At 64.5% G+C, this 19,443-nt stretch carries 15 protein-coding genes and 1 riboswitch; of the genes, 7 read left to right on the plus strand and 8 right to left on the minus strand.

The annotated features are described in order from the left end of the window. Positions 1-341: 341 nt before the first annotated feature. The 5 genes from OKB81_RS12755 to OKB81_RS12775 are packed head-to-tail and all read right to left on the minus strand — an operon-like array spanning position 342 to position 7,755. Positions 342-3,149 (minus strand): FAD-binding and (Fe-S)-binding domain-containing protein, encoded by a 2,808-nt coding sequence (locus OKB81_RS12755; RefSeq protein WP_270662764.1) that lies wholly within the window; start codon positions 3,147-3,149, stop codon positions 342-344. Next, positions 3,149-3,793 carry a LutC/YkgG family protein gene (locus tag OKB81_RS12760; RefSeq protein ID WP_270670181.1) on the minus strand — a complete coding sequence of 215 codons (645 nt, stop codon included), beginning with the start codon at positions 3,791-3,793 and terminating at the stop codon, positions 3,149-3,151. Before OKB81_RS12760 ends, OKB81_RS12755 begins: the two co-directional genes overlap by 1 nt. A 1-nt stretch (position 3,794) precedes the next feature. Continuing rightward, on the minus strand, positions 3,795-5,231 hold the full coding sequence (locus tag OKB81_RS12765; protein ID WP_160837659.1) for a LutB/LldF family L-lactate oxidation iron-sulfur protein: 1,437 nt from the start codon (positions 5,229-5,231) through the stop codon (positions 3,795-3,797). Beyond that, positions 5,224-6,045, minus strand: coding sequence for a (Fe-S)-binding protein (locus OKB81_RS12770; protein WP_010674372.1), 822 nt, complete (start codon positions 6,043-6,045; stop codon positions 5,224-5,226). The genes OKB81_RS12765 and OKB81_RS12770 overlap by 8 nt, the downstream gene beginning before the upstream one ends. 12 nt (positions 6,046-6,057) lie before the next feature. Next, the gene (locus OKB81_RS12775; RefSeq protein ID WP_160837675.1) at positions 6,058-7,755 is read right to left on the minus strand and encodes an L-lactate permease; all 1,698 of its coding nucleotides are present in this window, start codon (positions 7,753-7,755) and stop codon (positions 6,058-6,060) included. A gap of 61 nt (positions 7,756-7,816) precedes the next feature. Here OKB81_RS12775 and OKB81_RS12780 point away from each other — a divergent pair, with 61 nt between their 5' ends. Then, on the plus strand, positions 7,817-8,794 hold the full coding sequence (locus OKB81_RS12780) for a LysR family transcriptional regulator (RefSeq protein WP_270662762.1): 978 nt from the start codon (positions 7,817-7,819) through the stop codon (positions 8,792-8,794). Positions 8,795-8,809: 15 nt separating this feature from the next. On the opposite strand, the gene OKB81_RS12785 is transcribed toward OKB81_RS12780, so the two are convergent. Next, the gene (locus OKB81_RS12785; RefSeq protein ID WP_160837663.1) at positions 8,810-9,604 is read right to left on the minus strand and encodes an alpha/beta fold hydrolase; all 795 of its coding nucleotides are present in this window, start codon (positions 9,602-9,604) and stop codon (positions 8,810-8,812) included. Between the two features lie 106 nt (positions 9,605-9,710). Here OKB81_RS12785 and OKB81_RS12790 point away from each other — a divergent pair, with 106 nt between their 5' ends. Genes OKB81_RS12790 through OKB81_RS12800 form a run of 3 tightly spaced genes read left to right on the plus strand, consistent with a single transcriptional unit; the run spans position 9,711 to position 10,961 of the window. Beyond that, the gene (locus tag OKB81_RS12790; protein ID WP_039038958.1) at positions 9,711-10,082 is read left to right on the plus strand and encodes an MmcQ/YjbR family DNA-binding protein; all 372 of its coding nucleotides are present in this window, start codon (positions 9,711-9,713) and stop codon (positions 10,080-10,082) included. A gap of 3 nt (positions 10,083-10,085) precedes the next feature. Beyond that, positions 10,086-10,565, plus strand: coding sequence for a GNAT family N-acetyltransferase (locus OKB81_RS12795; protein WP_160837665.1), 480 nt, complete (start codon positions 10,086-10,088; stop codon positions 10,563-10,565). A gap of 60 nt (positions 10,566-10,625) precedes the next feature. Then, on the plus strand, positions 10,626-10,961 hold the full coding sequence (locus tag OKB81_RS12800) for a DUF3802 family protein (protein WP_041215402.1): 336 nt from the start codon (positions 10,626-10,628) through the stop codon (positions 10,959-10,961). 303 nt (positions 10,962-11,264) lie between these two features. Here OKB81_RS12800 and msrA read toward each other — a convergent pair whose 3' ends face one another. After that, positions 11,265-11,897, minus strand: coding sequence for a peptide-methionine (S)-S-oxide reductase MsrA (gene msrA, locus OKB81_RS12805; RefSeq protein ID WP_010674365.1), 633 nt, complete (start codon positions 11,895-11,897; stop codon positions 11,265-11,267). A 252-nt stretch (positions 11,898-12,149) separates the two neighbouring features. On the opposite strand from msrA, the gene argA reads away from it, so the two are divergent. Together argA and lysC are read left to right on the plus strand one after the other, a co-directional pair. Continuing rightward, on the plus strand, positions 12,150-13,478 hold the full coding sequence (gene argA / locus OKB81_RS12810; RefSeq protein ID WP_041215931.1) for an amino-acid N-acetyltransferase: 1,329 nt from the start codon (positions 12,150-12,152) through the stop codon (positions 13,476-13,478). Between the two features lie 109 nt (positions 13,479-13,587). Next, positions 13,588-13,812: riboswitch (Lysine riboswitch) on the plus strand. 87 nt (positions 13,813-13,899) lie between these two features. Next, a complete protein-coding gene (gene lysC, locus OKB81_RS12815) occupies positions 13,900-15,252 on the plus strand; it encodes a lysine-sensitive aspartokinase 3 (protein WP_128297322.1) in 1,353 nt (450 codons plus the stop codon). A 116-nt stretch (positions 15,253-15,368) separates the two neighbouring features. Here the strand turns inward: lysC and OKB81_RS12820 are convergent, their stop codons facing one another. After that, positions 15,369-16,463 (minus strand): hypothetical protein, encoded by a 1,095-nt coding sequence (locus tag OKB81_RS12820; RefSeq protein ID WP_010674362.1) that lies wholly within the window; start codon positions 16,461-16,463, stop codon positions 15,369-15,371. A 251-nt stretch (positions 16,464-16,714) separates the two neighbouring features. Here OKB81_RS12820 and OKB81_RS12825 point away from each other — a divergent pair, with 251 nt between their 5' ends. Further along, the gene (locus tag OKB81_RS12825) at positions 16,715-18,985 is read left to right on the plus strand and encodes an LTA synthase family protein (RefSeq protein ID WP_160837667.1); all 2,271 of its coding nucleotides are present in this window, start codon (positions 16,715-16,717) and stop codon (positions 18,983-18,985) included. The last annotated feature ends 458 nt before the right edge of the window (positions 18,986-19,443 follow it).

Here is a 19,443-nt window from a genome sequence, read left to right on the forward strand (position 1 = left end):
AAAATTTTAGTCATTTAATATCAATGGGTTACCAGTAAATGCTCTTGTGCCATATGACTTATTCGCACCTTCCCTAGACGAAAGGTCGCCGTGTTGATAAACATGACGACTTCTCACGTGTTGAGAAAACATGGCTGGAGTGTTTTTTCTGCATTTGATGCATTAAGTAATTTCCCTGAATTCCAAGCAAAAATAAGATAACTGTAACCGTGGTCTCAAGCCAAGAGAAACACCCACTTACTTTGCTGTGTAAATTGTAATCGATGCGTGTACACTCCACTTACTGTATGTACATATCCATCCAATACCCCCTGGCAGCATATATTCTGCCGGGGGGTTATTTATTTCGCCGCCTGATCCACCAGATAGAGGATGCTGTGATAGGGAATGCCGGCGTGCTGGCTGAGCCCCATTTCGCAGGTGCGGCTGTTGCTGAAACCCTGGCGGCAATCGCTGGGGACCTGGGCGGGCAGGCTGGCGAGGGCGGCGGCGTTGAGCTCCGGGGTCATCAGCCCCTTGTCACCGGCAAAGCCGCAGCACTGGATATGCTCAGGCACGATCACCTCGCGGGCGCAGGCGCGGGCCAGCGCCAGCATCTTATCGCCGAGCCCCATGCGCCGGCTGCTACAGGTGATATGGAGCATCACTGTCTCATCGATGGGGGTCAGCTCAAGGTGGGGCAGCAGGTGTTCCAGCACAAAGGCGGAGGGCTCAAACACCCGAAGGCCCTTGCCGATCTCCCCCGAGAGCAGCCGCTGTACGCAGGGGCTGGTGTCAAGTAACACGGGCCAACGCCCCTGCTCGCTTGCCTGCCACAAGGCCTCGGCCAGCTCATTACGCTTGGCCTCAGCGACCTCTGCCATCCCCTTGCTGTCATAGGGCATGCCGCAGCAGAGCCCCTCAACTCTCGCCGGCACTATCACCCGGCAACCCGCTTTATTGAGCAGGGAGTACACAACGTCCGGCAGTGACGGGGCTTCCTCCTGCTGGCCGAATACCCGGCTCGCGCAGGAAGGCAGATAAACCACGGTGCGATCCCCTCCAATGTCCTCGCTGGATCCGCTATGGCTCCCCTCCCCTTGCGGCCACTGGTAGCGGCTCAGCCCCGGCAGGGTCGGCAGCCAGGCGGGTGTGCGCTGGCCGCTCAGATGGCGAACCCCGTTCACCAGACCTGCCAGCGCTTTCTCCCCCAATACCTTGCCGGCAATGGCTTTGAGGCCGAGGGCCCCGCGGGCGGTGCGAGTGACACCGGCGAAGTGATCGGCGCTCCAGCGGGCGATGGGCACGAAGCGACTGTACTTTTCGTGGCGCAATTTCTTGATCAGGCTGCCGGTATTGATGCCCACCGGGCAGCGATCGGCGCAGAGCCCGGTCGCGGCGCAGGTATCGATGCCCTGATAGTCAAACAGCCGGGCCAGCTGGTTGGAGGGCTCATCGGCACGATTGCGGCGGGCCAGTTCGCGGTAGAGTACGATGCGCTGGCGTGGTGAGAGCGACAGAGTGCGCGAGGGGCAGACCGCTTCGCAAAAGCCGCATTCGATGCAGGGATCGACGATGGCATCGCTCGCCGGCATGGGCTTGAGGTGGGCCAGGTGGGCCTTGGGGTCGTCGTTGATGATGACACCGGGATTGAGTAGGCCATCGGGGTCAAGCAGCGCCTTGATGCGGCGCATCAGCGCCATCCCCTCCGGCCCCCATTCCAGCTCCACATAGGGGGCCATGTTGCGGCCGGTGCCGTGCTCGGCCTTGAGGGACCCGCCAAAGCGTACCGCGACGAGTTCGGCCACCGCATCCATAAAGGCACCGTAGCGGGCCACCTGGGCCGGATCATCAAAGCCTTGGGTAAAGACGAAGTGCAGGTTCCCCTCCAGCGCGTGGCCGAAGATGATGGCTTCACCGTATTCGAAGCGATCGAACAGTTGCTGCAGCCCCGCTACCCCTTCGGCCAGACGCTCGATGGGAAAGGCGACATCCTCGATGATGACTGTGGTGCCCGTGGTGCGCACCGCCCCCACCGCCGGGAAGAGCCCCTTGCGAATGGCCCAGAGCCCGGCGCTGTCGCTGGTAAATGGCACAGAGGCGACCTGGGCGAACTCGGCGGCCATGGCCGTCACCTGCTCGCAGCGATCCACCAGCTCCTCTTTCGATTCCCCATGCACCTCCACAAGCAGGGCGCAGGCAGCCAGGTCCAGGGTCTTGATAAAGTCCGGCAGGCCGGGCTTGCCCGCGACCGAGCGAAGGGAGCGCCCATCCATCAGCTCCACCGCCGCCACCGGCGCACTTTTCAGGCGCGAGGTGGCCAGACAGGCCTGCTCGGCGTCCCGAAACACCAGCAGGGCCGAGGCCTTGTAGGGGTATTCCGGCACGGTATCGAGCACCACCTCGGCGATAAAGCCGAGGGTCCCCTCCGAGCCAATCATCAGGTGGGTGAGGATATCGACGGGGTCCTCATGGTCGAGCAGGGCATTGATGGCGTAGCCGGTGGTGTTCTTGAGCCGGTACTTGTGGCGGATCTTGGCGGCAAGCTCGGCGTTCGCCAGCACCTCGGCGCGCAGGGCGGCGAGCCCCGTGAGCAGCTCTGGGCGCCTGGCCGCAAAGGCGGCGCGGCTGTGGGGATCGCTGCTGTCCAGCACGGTGCCATCGGCCAGCAGCAGGGTCATGGCGTGCAAGGTGTGATAGCTGTTGTGGGCGGTGCCGCAGCACATGCCGCTCGCGTTGTTGGCGGCGATGCCGCCGAGCTTGCAGGCGTTGATGGAGGCGGGATCCGGCCCAATCTTGCGCCCCAGGGGCGCCAGATAGCGGTTGGCATCGGCGCCGATCACCCCGGGTTGCAGGGCGATGCGGGCCCCCTCGTCCAGAATGCGATGGCCGCGCCAGCTGTCGGTCAGGGTGATGAGTACCGAATCGCTCAGGGCCTGGCCCGAGAGGCTGGTGCCGGCGGCGCGAAAGGTGCACGGCAGGTTCAATTCGCGGCACACTCCGAGCACGAAGCGCACCTCCTCGAGGGAGTCGAGGCGCACGATGCGCTCGGGCACCAGCCGGTAGAAGCTCGCGTCCGTGCCGTGGGCCAGCCGAAGATCCGGGTCGCTCACCAGCCGCTCCGGTGGAATACGCGCGAGCACGGCAGCGTCAAATTCATTCCAGCCCATCAGCAATCCTCCACCAGCACCACCAAGAGGCGACTCGGGCCGTGGGCGCCGTAGGCCAGGGTCTGCTGGATGTCGGCGGTCTTGGAGGGGCCGGAAACCAGCAGCAGGTTGGTGGGCATGGCCTGCTGCCAGCGCCCGGCCGCCACCAGCCCCGCCAGGTTGTCGGCGATGGTGGAGGCCGCCAGCAGGGCGATATGGCAGGGGGGGACCAGGGATAAGGTGCGCGGCTCGCCACCATCGGGCAGCAACACGAGCGTGCCGGTATCGGCGATGGCCCCCGCGCAGTGGGTGATGCCCGCCTGACAGGCGTCGAACAGATCGTCCTTCCAGCCGGCGAACTCCCCCGCCGGGGTCAGCACAGAGCGCCCAGCGCAGGCGGCCGCGACCGCCGCCTGCCAGCGGCCGCCCTGGCCACAGGCCAGATGCGTCACGCCTTCTTCTTCCAGCCAGGCGCTCAGATCCCGGGCAAGATTTGCCTCCTTGACGGTGAGGATCTCGGCGTGGCTGGCGGTGATCATGCCAAGAAAGCGCTCGCACCGCGCCTGTTCATCCTCCCCGCGCCAGGGCTGCCAGGCGTGTGGTGCGTGGGCAATGGGGGTGGCTGCACCGCGCAGGCGGCTTAATATGGCCTCTTTGCTCGACATCTCAGGACTCCTTCTTCTTCTGGCGCAGCAGGGCGTGCAGGCTCTGGGGGGCGGGTTGGGGGGCTTCGCGGCACTGGGTCCAGGGGCCCAGGTGTTTGGGCATCAAGCCCCGCAGGCGACCGGCCACCCCGGTTGCGGCGTGGTAGAGGCGCGGGTGGGTGGCGGCAAAGGCAAAGCCCTGCATGGCGAGGGTCTCGAGCCGGCTTTTGGCCGCCCCCTGCCCCGCCAGCGGTTCGTGACCGGGCTGTGCGTCGTGCTTGGCCTCCCGGCGCAGGCGCTGCAACATATCGGGAATGGGGATGCGCACCGGGCACACCTCGCCGCAGGCACCGCACAGGCTCGAGGCCGTCACCAGATCGCTCGTGCTTTCCAGCCCCAGCAGGTGGGGGGAGATGATTTTGCCGATGGGGCCCGGGTAGATGGTGCCGTAGGCGTGGCCACCGATGCGGGTGTAGACCGGGCAGTGGTTCATGCAGGCGCCGCAGCGGATGCACTGCAATGTCTTGCGCAGCTCCTCATCCCGGTAAGCCTGGCTGCGGCCGTTGTCGAGCAATACCAGGTGTACCTCGTCCGGGCCGTCCAGCTCCCCTGCCCGGCGCGGGCCGCTGATGACGTTGAAGTAGGTGGTGATGGCCTGACCGGTGGCCGAGCGGGTCAGGGCGCTGTAGAGGGGCGGCACGTCGGATAAGCACTCCACCACCTTCTCGATGCCGGTGATGGCCACGTGCACTTTCGGCACCGTGGTGCACATACGCCCGTTGCCCTCGTTCTCGACGAGACACAGGCTGCCGGTCTCGGCCACCGCGAAGTTGACGCCGGAGAGCCCCATGCCGGCGCGGCGAAACTCTTCGCGCAGGGCCCGCCGCCCGGTCTGGATCAGGGCGTCCACGTCCGTGGTGGGGGTGAAGCCTTCCAGGTTGCTTGCGAAGGTGTCGCTCACCTCCTGCTTGTTCTTGTGGATGGCGGGCATGATGATGTGGGACGGGGTGTCGCCGTCGAGCTGGACGATAAACTCCCCCATGTCGCTCTCAAGGCAGCGGATGCCGTGGCGCGCCATCTCGTGGTTGAAGCCTACCTCCTCGCTCACCATGGACTTGCCCTTGACGATGCTGCTCACCCCGTTTTTTTGGGCGATACCGAGGATGATGGCGTTGGCCTCGGCCGGCGTCTGGGCCCAGTGCACCCGGATGCCGTTGCGCTCGCAGTTGGCTTCGAGCTGCTCCAGCAGGTCCGGCAGACGCGAGAGGCAGCGCTGGCGGATCTGCTCCGCCGCATCGCGCACCGCCGCTTCTTCCTGCGGGTCGGCGAAGGCATCCCGGCGCTTGGCGCGCAGGTAATCCATGGCGCCGCGAAAATTCTGGCGCAGCACCGGGTCGGCCAGGGCCGCCTCGGCCTGAGGATGGAAGCGGCGCGGCGAATACTTGGCGTGATCAGACATGGGGCTGGGCCTCTTTGGTATGAGCCAAATCGCTAACAGCGGCGCCGTTATGAGCTATTTCGTCACTGTCGGGGCGGCTGTGGGCGAGCAGGAAGCTCGCCAGGTGGGTGGCAGGCAAGATCCTGCCCTGATAGGCCAGGGATCCCTTGATGTTCAAGAGGCACCCCCAGTCGGCGCTCACCAGGGTGTCGGCGCCGGTGGCCAGCAGGTGGCGGGTCTTGTCCTCCACCATGGCCTGGCTGATGTGGGGGTGGCGCACCGAGAAGGTGCCGCCAAAGCCGCAGCACTCGCTCTCGTAGGCCTGTTCATGCAAGGTGACGCCATCGAGCTGCCCCAGCAGGCTGCGGGCCGTGGTGTGTACCTGCATCTCGCGCCGGGCCGAGCAGGAGGTGTGCATGACGATGCTCGCCTCCCCCACCCCGTGCCAGCGCACCCGGCAGATCCGGGCCAGAAACTCGGTGAGCTCGAACACCCGATCGCAAAAATCGGCCACCTCGGGGCTCTCGGGGAAGAGGCGGCGGTAGTGGTGGTGCATCATGCCGCCGCAGGAGCCCGACAGCACCACCACCGGCCAGGGCTCGGGGAAGAGCGCCATCTGGCTTTGCGCCACCTTGCGCGCCTCCTCCTCATGACCCGAGGTGTAGGCCGGCTGCCCGCAGCAGGTCTGTTTCTCGACAAAGTGCACCCTTATCCCTTCCCGCTCGATCAGGGCGATGGCATCGAGCCCCGCCACCGGGTCGAACAGGTCCACCAGACAGGTGGCGTAGAGATAGACATCGGCCGGCTTGGCCGGGTAGACCCGCATTACCTTCATCACTTGCTCTCCTTACTTGAGCTGCAGCAGTGCGTCCGAGATGTGGAAGCTGTACATGAGCGCCAGCCCGATAAGGCCGGTGACCAGCAGGTAGTAGAGGGTCGGCAGCGCCGTCTTGCGCAGCGTCGCCCCCTCACGACCGAGCAGCCCCACGGTGGCCGACGCCGCCACCACGTTGTGAATGGCGATCATGTTGCCCGCGGCGGCGCCGACTGCCTGCAGGGCCAGCATGGCGGCGGTGGAGACCCCCAGGGTCTGGGCCACTTCAAACTGGAACTGGCTGAACATCATGTTCGATACCGTGTTGGAGCCGGCGATGAAGGCCCCCAGCGCGCCGATGGTGGCGCTGAGCGCAGGGAAGAACTCCCCCACCAGCCCGGCGGCAAAGTTGGCGGTGGTCACCGGCATGCTGGCGAGATCCACCCCGTTGACGCCGGAGTTGATGAAGATGCGCACCATGGGCACGGTGAAAATCAGCACGAAGCCGGCGCCGATCAGGGTGCGGCTGGACTCCCCCAGCGCCCGACCGAAGGGGGCGAGGGAGCGCGATTGCAGCCAGGTGGCGAGCAGGGCGCAGAGCACCAGCAGGCCCCCCGGCAGGTAGAGTGGCTCAATGGAGGCGCTGACCCCCTTCTCCCCCAAAAGGTCCGTGAAGGCGAGGCTCACCGACAGGAGGCTGGCCTTGAATGCCGGGCTCACCCGGCTCGCCACCAGCAGGAGCGCCAGCGCCACATAGGGGAGCCAGGCCAGCATGAGCGACATGGGGCGACCGGCGGCCTCTTTGAGATCGAGCTTGAGGGAGCCCAGCCACTCGGCGGGCCACTCGTTCTCGGGGGCGAAATCCCAGGAGTTCTTGGGCACCAGAAAACCGGCTCGCGCCGCCGTCACCACCAGGGCCAGCCCCACCAGACCGCCGATGAGGGACGGGAACTCGGGGCCGAGCAGCATGCCGGTGAGGGCATAGGGGACGGTGAAGGCGAGCCCGGCGAAAATCGCGAAGGGCAGGATGGAGAGCCCCTCGGTCCAGCTGCGGTTGCGGCCGAAGAAGCGGGTCAGCATCATCACCATCAGCACCGGCATCAGGGTGCCGACGGTGGCGTGAATGAGGGCCACGTTGGTGGTCACCTGCTGCAGGTAGATGTCCCAGCTGCTGCCACCGGCGCTCAGGGTCTGGCCGATGGCCTGGTTATCCAGCCCCTTGTTGATACCCACCAGGATGGGGGTGCCCACCGCGCCGAACGACACCGGGGTGGACTGGATCATCATGCCGAGCAGCACGGCGGCGAGCGCCGGAAAGCCGATGGCCACCAGCAGCGGCGCGGCGATGGCGGCCGGAGTGCCAAAGCCCGAGGCCCCTTCGATAAAGGCGCCGAAGCACCAGGCGATGATGATGGCCTGGATGCGCCTGTCCGGCGAGATGTTGGTAAAACCGCCGCGAATGGCGGTGATGGCACCGGTGTGTTTGAGGGTATTGAGCATCAGGATGGCGCCGAACACGATCCAGAGCACGGTCACCGTGATCACCAGCCCCTGCAGGGTGGAGGCGAAGACCCGGGTCGGGCTCATCTGCCAGCCCCAGAGGGCGATGAACACGGTCAACAGGAAGGCGACGGGCATGGCGCGCTTGGCGGGCCAGTTGAGGCCGACCAGCAGCACGGCGGCCACCAGGATCGGCGAGAAGGCCACCAGGGCCAGCAGGGTGTCTGTCATCATTGCGTCCTTGTCCAGAGGGGTGCAGAGGCGCACCTTGTTGTTGTTTTGTTAAGCGGACGTGACCTTACCCTGTTCCTTTTTCGCGATATATGGAAATAATGAACAACATTCGTTCCAAAAGTTGATCAATATGGCCAGTACCGACGACCTCATCCTCTTCGCCCAGGTGGTGGAGGCCGGCTCCTTCAGCAAGGTAGCTGAACAAAATTTCCTTACAAATTCAGTGGTTAGCAAGCGGATCGGGCGTCTTGAGGAGGAGCTCGGGGTGCAGCTCCTCTATCGCACCACCCGCCGGCTCACCCTGAGCGAGGCGGGCAAGGCGCTCTATCAAGGTGCCAAAAATGTGAAGGCCGCCGCACTGGACGCCTTCGACGCGGTGGCGGGATTTGGTGAAAAGGTGAGCGGTCATGTGCGGATGTCGGTGCCCACCATCTCCGGCGAACTGCTGCTGGCCGATGCGGTGGCCGATTTTTGCCAGCAGCACCCGGGGCTCACGGTGGAGATGTCGCTGGACAACCGCTTCGTCAACCTGGTGGAAGAGGGGTTCGATCTGGTCATTCGCACCGGCTATCTGGATGACTCGAGCCTGATTGCCCGCCACATTCTCGACTCCCAGTGGGTCATCTGCGCCGCCCCCGCCTATGTGCGCCGCTTCGGGGCACCGCGGGAGCCGTCGGATTTGCTCACCCACAACTGCCTGCGCTACGCCTACCAGAGCACGGGGGCCTCGGAGTGGGCCTTCAAGGGGGAAGAGGGCAACTATCTGGTGTCGGTGTCGGGGAGCTTTTCAACCGACAACGCCGGCGCCCTGCGCAAGGCGGCGCTGGGGGGACGCGGCATCGTCTATGTGCCGCGCTGTCTGGTCTATCACGACCTGATTCAGGGGGATCTGGTGGACTTGTTTCCCGACCGGGTGGGGAAGAAGCTCGGCATCTACGCCGTCTACCCCTTCACCCGCCAGCCGCCGCGCAAGATAAGGCTGCTCATCGAGCACATCCGCCAGCGCTATCTGGAGATTGGCCACTACTTCATCTGAGGCCCTTGTCGGGCTTCAAAGAGCGGATGACGCCGCCTGACGGGAGAGAAACGCCAAGGACTGGCGGTTGAAGTGATCCGGCCGCTCCACGTTGCAGACGTGGCCGCACTTTTCGATGATTTCGAGGCAACTGTAAGGGTCGCGGGCCACCTGCTCGCGCACCGGGGCGAGGAACATGTGATCCTCCTCCCCCATCACGTAGAGGGTGGGAATGGGCAGGGCCCGCTCGCGAAAGTAGCGCATCAGGGGGTTCACCTCGGTGGCGAGACGGAACCAGCGCTTGAACTCCTTCTGGCAGAGCTTGCGAGCCTCGCGCACGAAGAGGTTGCGGGACTCCTGATGGTGCTGGCGCGGCATGATGATGAAGGCGAACAGGCGGTAGAGCCACATGTAGGGCAGGAAGTGCTGGCCGAGGCGACCAAGCTGCACCAGCACCCGGGAGCGGATGTCGAGACGCAGGATGGCACCGCCGAGCACCATGCTCTTGACCCGCTCGGGGCGAAGCTCCGCCAGGTGGCGGATGAGGATGGTGCCAAGGGAGATGCCGACAAAATGGGCGTGGGGGATGCGCAGGTGATCCAGCAGGCGCAGGATATCCTCGGTCACGGCCCGAAAGCTGTAGTGCCCCTTTACCACCTGCTGCAGCTGGTTGGACTGGCCGTGACCACGAAGGTCCAGCAGCAGCACGTTGAAGTGCTCCCGGTAGGCCCGCAACTGCTTGAACCAGATGGAGGAGCTGCCGCCCGCACCGTGCACGAACACCACCCAATCCCGATCGGGACCCAGTTCAAAGGTCTTGTGGTACAACATCTCATGGGCTCCCGGGGTGATGGGGGGTATACTCGGCGCGCATATTAACAGAAGGCTCACCCCGGTGAACATGCTTCCACCATGATCGGACCAGCCTGGAGTCCCCATGACCCTCGTTCAATTGCGTGAATTTTTGCTCAGCCAGCCCGGCGCCACCGAGGACACCCCCTTCGGCCCGGAGATCCTGGTCTACCGCATCGCCGGCAAGATGTTTGCCCTGGTGGACTGGCAGGCGGAGCCCCTCTCCATCAACCTGAAGTGCGAACCCGAGCTCGCCCTGCTGCTGCGGGAGATCCACCCCGAGGTGAAACCGGGCTGGCACATGAACAAGCAGCACTGGAACACGGTGACCCTGAGTGAAGGCCTGTCTGACGATCTCTGGCAGGGCTGGATAGTCCACTCCTATGAGCGGGTGGTGGCGGGTCTGCCCAGGGCGAAGCGGCCCCAGGCCCCCCGCGCGACCATCAGGGAGGGTTGATCCATGCCGTCTCCTTCTTCTCCTCGCATCGTCCCCCTCGAGGAGGCGCACATACCAAGGCTGCTGGATCTGTTCGAGCAGTCGGTACGCCGCCTGGGGCCTGCACACTACAGCCCGGAGCATGTGGAGCAGTGGGCCAGGGGCGCCCATCACCCGGGGCTTGCCAGCCAGTTACGCGAGCACCATGGTTGGGTCATCGAGCAAGACGATGTGCCCCTTGGCTTTGCCACCCTGAGCGATGACGGTCATCTCAGCCTGCTCTACGTGAGCGCGGATCATCCACGCCAGGGGCTCGGCACCCTGCTGCTGGAGCGGGTGCTGGCAGCCGCCAGCCAGATGGGGCTTGGCAGCCTCACCACGGAGGCGAGCGCCTTCAGCCTCGCCCTCTTCCTGCGTCACGGCTTCCTGCTGACCGGATTGGAGACAGTGGAGCGCGGCGGTGTCCAATTTATCCGCCATCGGCTCCACTGCCGCTTGCCATGACGGGTTCAGCCACTAAAATACGCACCATTTCCCCAAGGCAATGAAGAAAGGGCAGCCATCATGGTGGTAGAGAGCGACGGTTACATTGCGCTGATCGAGTATCTGGTAGAGAGTCTGGGTCTGTTCGAGAGCCAGCAACAAGGCGGCGGTGCCCAGACCATCGAGGATCTGGTGAGCAGCCGGGTGGCCGACAACCTGATGGCCATCTGCGAGCAGAACCCCCAGCTCGACCCCAAGGTGCGCTTCCTGATCATGCAGGAAGCCGATGCCGTGGTCGCCGACCTGGAAGAGGTGCTCTCCGCCGTCTGGTTGTCCGCCCCCAGCGAAGCCCAGCAAGCCTTCCTCATCGAGTTCATCGACCTCATCAAGAACCTGTTCGACAGCACCATCGGCTGATCCCATCCCTGCCGTGACGGCAAGGGGACGAGATGCAATGAGGCGAGGAGTGAGGCGGGACGCCCAATGAAAAGGGCCGCCTCATCGGGCAGCCCTGCTTGCTAGCATTGTCAATTCATCGCGCTTGTCAGAGTAATGAATTTCGGGGCAAAAAAATGTGTCTGGTCTTGGCAACCATCCGTGGTCGCTACCCTGTTGGTCAGCCAGGGTTCAGTTTAGTTCCCCACCTGACGCATTTTTTTCAATTATTTTTCATCACAATGACACGGGGGCCTGATGGCCCCCGTGGTATGCAATGACGCCTCAGCGATTCAGGCTGGGAGGCAGGCAGACGCCGATGCCCCCCAGGCCGCAATACCCCTCGGGATTCTTCTCCAGATATTGCTGGTGATAATCCTCGGCATAGTAGAAGGGGGCCAGCGGCAGGATGCGGGTGGTGATGGTGCGCCCGTCACCGCTCGCCGTCATGGCCTGCTGGTAGGCGGCCAGGCTCTGCTGGGCAATCGCCTCCTGGGTGTCGTCCCCGACGAAGATGACGGAGCGATACTGGGTGCCGATGTCGCCACCCTGGCGCATCCCCTGGGCCGGATCATGGTGTTCCCAGAACAGCTTGACGAGATCCCCATAGCTGATGACCTTGGGATCGAACACCACCTGCACCGTCTCGGCGTGGCCGGTCAGGCCGCTGCACACCTCCTTGTAGGTGGGATTGGGGGTCAGCCCCCCCTGATACCCGGCGGCGGTGGAATAGACCCCGGGCTGCTGCCAGAACAGACGCTCCACACCCCAGAAACAGCCCATGCCGAACCAGGCAAGCTCCATCCCCTCGGGCCAGGGCCCCTGGGTCGGGTGGCCGTTTACTGCGTGCACCTGGCCAATCTCCAGCGCTTCCCGCCGTCCCGGCAGCGCCTCTGCCGGTGAAATAATCTGCTCCATATGCCCTGTCCTTGTATAAAACCCCGCGCAATGCGGCTGACGAAAAGGAACACCGAAGATATCAGGTTATTAGCCCGGATCAACCAGGGAGCGGCCCCCGGGGCGACCCTCCCGCCCTCGCCTGCGTCTTCCCCTCCCCGCCCGCACTGGTCAAAATGGCGACAAAAAAACACCAAGTCGATATTTAGTCTTGATTTGTGAATTTATTTTCATATATTGGGCGAATTGCTGCTTTTTTATGGAATGAAACACGTGCGTGAACGCGAACCCAGCCTGGTCCATGCCTTTCGGCAATCCACCCCTTATGTCAATGTGCACCGGGGTGCCACCTTCGTCCTGATGATCGGCGGGGAAGCCATTTGTCACCCCAATTTCGCCAACATCGTCAGCGACATCGCCCTGCTGCAGACCTTGGGGATCCGCCTGGTGCTGGTGTTTGGTTCGCGCCCGCAAAATGACGAGGCCCTGGCCCGCGCCGGCATTCAGGCCCAGTATCACAAGCGGATCCGGGTCACCGACGATGCCAGTTTCGCCATCATCAAGCAGGTGTGCGGCGGTCTGCAATACGACATCACCGCCCAGCTCTCCATGGGCCTCGCCAACACCCCCATGCAGGGGGCCCGCATCAGCGTGGTGAGCGGCAACTTCGTCACCGCCCAGCCGCTGGGTGTGGATGACGGCATCGACTTCTGCCACAGCGGCCGGGTGCGTCGCATCGATGTGGAGGGGATCACCCGCCAGCTGGATCAGCACGGCCTGGTGCTCATCTCCCCCATCGGCTGCTCGGTCACCGGCGAGAGCTTCAACTTGAGCTCGGAAGAGGTAGCCCGCCGGGTGGCGGTGGATCTCAAAGCCGACAAGCTCATCTGCTTCAGCAGCACCCAGGGGGTAATGGACAGGCACGGGGAGGCCATCTCCGAGCTCTTCCCCGAGCAGGCCGAAGAGCTGCTGGTGGCGCTGGAGCAGGCGGGGGAAGAGATGTCAGGCACCGCCCGCTACCTGCGCGCGGCCATCGCTTCCTGCCGGGGTGGCGTGCCCCGCTCCCACCTGGTGAGCTATCAGGACGACGGCGCCATGCTGCAGGAGCTGTTCAGCCGCGAGGGGCTGGGTACCCAGATCGTGCGCGAAAGCGCCGAGCGGGCCCGGGCCGCCACCATTGAGGACATCGGCGGCATCCTGGATCTCATCCGTCCGCTGGAGGAGGAAGGGATCCTGGTGCGCCGCTCCCGGGAGCAGCTGGAGATGGAGATAGACAAGTTCACCATCATCGAGCGGGACGGCCTCATCATCGGCTGCGCCGCGCTCTATTGCTTCATGGAAGAAGCCATGGCCGAGATGGCCTGCGTCGCCATCCACCCGGAGTATCGCAACTCCAACCGGGGAGACACCCTGATCGCCAAGGTGGCCGAGCGGGCCAAGCGGCTCGGCATCCGTCGCCTGTTCGTGCTCACCACCCGCTCCATCCACTGGTTCCGGGAGCGGGGCTTCGACCCCCTGGAAGTCGAAGATCTGCCGGTGGAGCGCCAGCGCTTCTACAACTGGCAGCGTCGCTCCAAGGTTTTGTCCAAGACCATTTCGTAACTGATTGATCTTGTGCCTGGTTACCGTCAATTTTGTTCTTTTTTACGAACTCGATTGACAGTGCAATCCAGACCAAGGTATTTGTACATGCACGCCACCTGTCACAGGTGGCACCAGAAGAGGAGCGCTGCCCAGGCAGCCCAGGGGAGGACACCAGTGTCCGGTGAACTTGGGTCAGGGGGAGCAGCGCCGAGACGAGGCGAGTGACTGGACACCGCCACGTCGGCTGCGGGGGCTGAATCCCCCGGGTTGTCATCGGTAGTGGTCATCCCACACCGCGCCCCACTTGGGGCGGGTACGGGATGGGCTCTGCAGGTGGAGTGCTTCTGGCCGGGATCCTCGCGTTTTCCTGCCATTTTTTGCCTCCTCCTCTCTATTTGCCCGATGAAACCGGATTTTCACCTTGAGACAGGAGTATGCAATGAACCCGATCAATGTCGCCAAGTTTGGCGGAACCAGCGTCGCCAATGCCGCGGCCATGAACCACTGCGCCGACGTGGTGCTGGCCAATCCGGCGACCCGGGTGGTGGTGCTGAGCGCCAGCGCCGGCGTCACCAACCTGCTGGTGAGCCTGGCTCAGGGTGAACTGGACGAAGCCGGACAGGATGCCCAGCTTGCCAGTCTTGCCGACATCCAGCTGGCCATTCTGGCCGCCCTTGGCAACCCGAGCGACGTGAGCGCCCTCATCCATGCCCAGCTCGGCGACATTCGCACCATGGCCCGTCAGGCCAGTCAGCACACCGACGCCGAACTCGCCGATCGCCTCATCGCCTGCGGCGAGCTGATGTCCACCCGTCTCTTCACCGAACTCCTGCACCAGCGCGGGGTCAAGGCCCAGTGGCAGGATGCGCGCCAACTGCTGCGCACCGACAGCCGCTTTGGCAAGGCCACCGTGGATCTCGCGGCGACCCGCGCCCTCTGCCAGCAGGCGGTGGGCCCGTTGCTGGGTGACAGCCTGGTCATCACCCAGGGCTTCATCGGTGCCGACGGCGATGGTCGCACCACCACCCTCGGCCGTGGCGGCTCCGACTACAGCGCGGCCCTCCTGGCCGAGGCACTGGACGCAGGCAGCATCGAGATCTGGACCGACGTGCCCGGCATCTACACCACGGATCCCCGCCTGGTTACCCGCGCCCGCCCCATCCCCGAAATCAGCTTCGTGGAGGCGGCGGAGATGGCCACCTTCGGCGCCAAGGTGCTGCACCCGGCCACCCTGCAACCCGCGCTGCGCCAGGACATCCCGGTGTTTGTGGGCTCCGCCAAGGATCCCGCCGCCGGTGGCACCTGGATCCGCGCCACCACCCGCAGCAACCCGCTGTTCCGGGCCGTGGCCCTGCGCCGCCAGCAGGTGCTGGTGACCCTGCACAGCCTCAACATGTTCCACGCCTACGGCTTCCTGGCCGAGGTGTTCGGCATCCTGGCCCGTCACCGCATCTCGGTGGATCTCATCACCACCTCCGAGGTGAGCGTCTCCCTGACCCTGGATCACACCGGCAGCCAGAGCAACGGCGAACCCATCCTGAACGACAAGGTGCTGGCGGAGCTCGGCCAGCTGTGCAAGGTCGAAGTGGAGACCGGTTTCGCCCTGGTGGCGCTCATCGGCAACCGCATGAGCGAGGCGGCCGGGGTGGGCAGCCAGGTGTTCGACGCCATCCGCGAGCACAACATCCGGATGATCTGCTACGGCGCCAGCGCCCACAACCTCTGCTTCCTGGTCAAAGAGGACGAGGCGGGCCACATCGTCAACTGCCTGCACCGGGAACTGCTCGACTGAGTCGCCCCGGCGCTGGCACACAGCGCGCCTCCTCCGCCCCATCACACCCGGGGCGGCCTTCCCCACTCAGCAAAGAGGGGCGCCGCGGCGCCCCTCTTGTCACTCTTCTTCCACCATCAGCTGGTGACCAGGGTAGCCCGGGTGGGCAGCAGATTGGCCCGGATCTGCTCGCGCAACCCTCCCAGCCGTTGCAGCAACCCGGCCTGACCGAGCCCCGCTTCGTCAGGGGCCAGATTGTCCACCAGGGCCGGGAAGTGCTCCCGTACCGCCTGCTCCAGCCAGTCGAGGCGGCGCAGGGTGAGCGGGCCGCAGCTCTTGCCGCTGAGGTCGTCCAGGATGTCGAGCCGATGGCTGCGGTACATGTCGCGCCACCAGTTGGCCGCCAGCGCCTCGTCGCTTGCCAGCGCCGCACTCCACTCCCCCACCAGTCCCTGCATCCGCGCCAGCACGGGGGCGCTCGCCCCCTCCCGCGACAGGTATTGCAGCTCTCCCCTGGCCCAGGCGAGGCAGAGCTCGCGCCAGCGGCGAAACAGCGGCAAGGGATCCGCCTCGTCCAGCCAGAGCCCGGAGAGGGTGCGGGTTTCCAGCCGCTCAGGCACATGGAAGTCGGGATCGGTGAGGCCGTTGGAATTGAACTCGTGCAGGGGATCGAAGGGCCACATGTAGCCAAAATCGAACACCGAGATATGCTGGCCGTCATCCAGCAGGTTGCCCGGGCTCGGATCCCAGTCAAACCAGCCCCAGCGGGCCAGCTCCGCCTCCACCGCCAGCATCTGCGCCAGGTTGCGCTCGCAGAGCGTGCGCACCGGCTCCCCCCGCAGCCAGGGGGAGACCAGCACCCCGGCCCGGGCGGAGCCGAAACTGGTGCAGACCACGTTGGAGAGGATGGTGGGGTGCAGCTCCCGCAGGCTCTCTATCTCCCGGCGGCGCTCCAGCTCGGTGAGAAAGGCGGTCTTGCCGTCCACATTGGCCACCAGAGAGTCCTGGCGGCAGCGTTTCAGGCACCAGTGGTGCCCCTCCACCTTGAGATGGAACACCTCGGCGGTGAGCCCGTGACCGTAGACCTTGACGACGTCCGGGTGATCCTCGGTCAGCCGGACGAGCTGGGGCAGCGGCAGGGGGCAGTCCCGCTCCCGCCCGATCCGGATCTCTTCTTTGCTCTCCAGCATCTGGAGCAATCTGGCCTGACGCGCCGCAACTTTGGGATTCATACATGTACCTCCAATCGTTACTGAGAGACTAAACAGCGCCCCCCTCCCAGACCAGCAGCAAAGGCTCATGATGACGCTTTCATCACAGAATGAGTGCCCCTGGCGGATCGGGATCACAAATTGCTTCACAGTGCTCATCACGGAATATTCATCTTGTTGTCATTAAATTGACATCAAGGAACAAGCCACGCACCATCGGGTCAAAATAGAGGCAGTCGTCGCTGCCATGACCGCTCCAAGGATGAGCCCTTATGAATGCCCCCGTCACCGGCCACCGCCCCGCCTCCCAGCCCCTGGCCGGGCTGTTGCTGGGTCTGCTGACCGCCCTGCTGCTGCTGACCCTCGCCCTGCCGCTGCTCAACCCCGTCAGCTGGCTCGGGCGTACCGCCCCCCTCATTCTGGGCCCGGCGGATCAGCCCATCGCTACCCTCAATCGCTACAGCCTGCTCTACAAAAGTGACAACCGGGGCTTCTATCTGGTGGTGCGCAGCCAGTGGCAACTGCTCAAACCCCTGCAGGAGGGGGACAAGGTGCGGGTGGAGCTGCTCAACGACAAAGGGGTGCGCATCGATCAGCTGAGCCAGGCGGTGGACAAGCGCCAGAAGTGCCGCAAGGAGCGCTGCACCCTGAGCCTCAACAGCGCCCTGCGCGCCCCCGACGACGCCCTGGACAGCCGCTACCAGCTGCGCATCGGGCTGCTGCTGGCAGACAGGCCGGAGAGCGCCGAATACAGCCAGATCCTCCAGACCCTGCCGGAGCGCGGTTTCAACCTCCTCTACCTGATGACCAGCCTGCTGCTGGTGCTGCTGGTGAGCGCCGCCGTGCTCAAGGCCCTGCTGCCGCGGCTGCGCCGAAGCTACCGCGCCCGGGTGGCAGGCAGCCTGCTGCTTGGCAACCTCACCTTCGTGCTGCTGCACGGCTTCGTGGTGTTCAAGCTGGGGGAATTCCTGTTCTGGTCGGGCTTTCGGCCAGAGCACTACTACCTCGCCTGGGGCAGCATGGTGCTGGGCTGGAGCCTCTGTGCCCTCGCAGGCTTCAGCCTCTATATGGGGCTGCTCTTCACCGCCCTCTCGGGCATCGGGCTGCTCGCCAACTTCATGAAGATCGCCATCTACGGGGTGCCGCTGGGGGGGGACGATCTGGGCAACCTGCTGGCCCTGCTGCACATCCTGCTCGATCAGCACCCTGTGGTGCCGGTGCTCGTCGTGCTGGGGCTCCTCTTTCTGGTGTGGCGCTTCGCCCTCTCCCGCTGGATCCTGCGGGGCTTGCTGCGCACCGCCGCCGCCACCGCCGCCTTCTTCGCCCTCTGCGTGTTCGCCACCCAGACCGGCAACAAGCTGCTCGGGGCCAACATCCGCTACGTGGACAGGGCGGTGAACTACCACAGGGACATCATCCGCGCCGGCCCCGGCCTCTACCTGTTCAACCTGGTGGACGAGATGCTGCAAAGCGGCAACGTGTTTCGCTACCCCTTGCAGATCAACGAGCGCACCCCGGAGCTGAGCCTGCCCGCCCAGCCCAGGGCTCCCCGCTTCGATCTGGTGATCGTGCTGCAATACGAGTCGCTCTGGCTTGACTGGCAGGGCCGTCTCTGCGCCCCCGCCCCCACCTTGAGCCTGCCCGCCAGCGTGGCCCAATGGCGCAAGACCATCCACTCCCCCACCACGGGCGGCATGACGGTGCTGGCGGAGTTCGAGATGAACACCGGCCTGCCGGTGGGCCTGCTCAAACAGGGGGTGGTGCCCTACTACTACCTCTCGGACAAGGTGCCCGGCCTTGCGCGCAGTGCAGCCCAAAGCGGCTACCAGACCCTGTTCGCCCACCCCTATGTGGAGAAGTTCTGGGGCCGCGCCAAGGCGATCCCGGCCCTCGGCTATGAGGAGCGCTGGTTCGATACCCGCTTCAGCGCCCTCGAGCACAAGGGGCTCTACATCTCCGACGATGCCCTCATCGATCACCTGCTCAAACGCAGCAACCAGGACCATCAGCCCCTGTTCGCATACGCGGTCACCATGCAGGGGCACGGCCCCTTCGACGGGGATCGCTACCGGGCCCAGCAGCGCAGCGGCGCCTGCCCGGATCAGAGCCCGGCGGATACCCAGTTGCTCAACACCTACTACACCGGGGTGGTGGATGCCATGGCCTCCCTGGAGCGGCTGCTAAAGACCCTGGACAACTCCGGCAAGCGCTACCTGGTGGTGGCCTTCGGGGACCACCAGCCCTTCCTGATGTCGGCGGGCAAGGGTATCCACGGCGCCAAACCGCCACGGGATGCCAGCTACCAGATCCCCATGATGGCCTTCACCCGGGCCGGGGACGGGCTGGATCTCGCCCGCCAGTTCGACCCGGTGCGCCAGCTCTACCAGATGGGGCAGGCCACAAGGCAACTGCTGGCGGGGGACCTCACCCCCATCCGTGACCAACCTCTGCTCCACCCGGTGCTCGGGGAGGAGAAAGGCTTCGACCCCTCCCCCCTGGTGCCGCAGATCCGCGCCAGCTTCCGGCCCGATGCATTGCCCTGATCGATTGAGACACGAGGGACACAGATCCTTGCAACACCTTCCGGCCCGATGCCCTGCCCTGATCCGCAGCGAAGTTGCAGACGACAAAGAGGTCGCCCGGGCGACCTCTTTTTATGGGCGGGATGCGAGTACAGTGCCGCCTGCACCTCGCCATGTTCGTCCCGACCTGGGCTCTACGACCCCTGACAGGTCATTTTTTGTTTAGATATATCAAACGATAACTCATTATCGAATAGTAAAATTGAACAACTTTGCCGACCTTCAGGCCCTGTGCCCCCCCATGTTCCCGCACCTTCTCCGGGCCGGGCCGCTTTTTCTCTCATTCCCGACCAGCCCAGAACCATCGGGGCATTCGATACGTTCAGGCCTTGAGCCCCACTCATACCAATCGGATTAAACATTAGGTCAGTTTTATCCAATCTCGGCTACAAAGTGACATCACCCGCTCCACATCGGCA

The sequence above is a fragment of the Aeromonas sp. QDB56 genome (assembly GCF_027705505.1).
Lineage (GTDB): Bacteria > Pseudomonadota > Gammaproteobacteria > Enterobacterales > Aeromonadaceae > Aeromonas > Aeromonas caviae.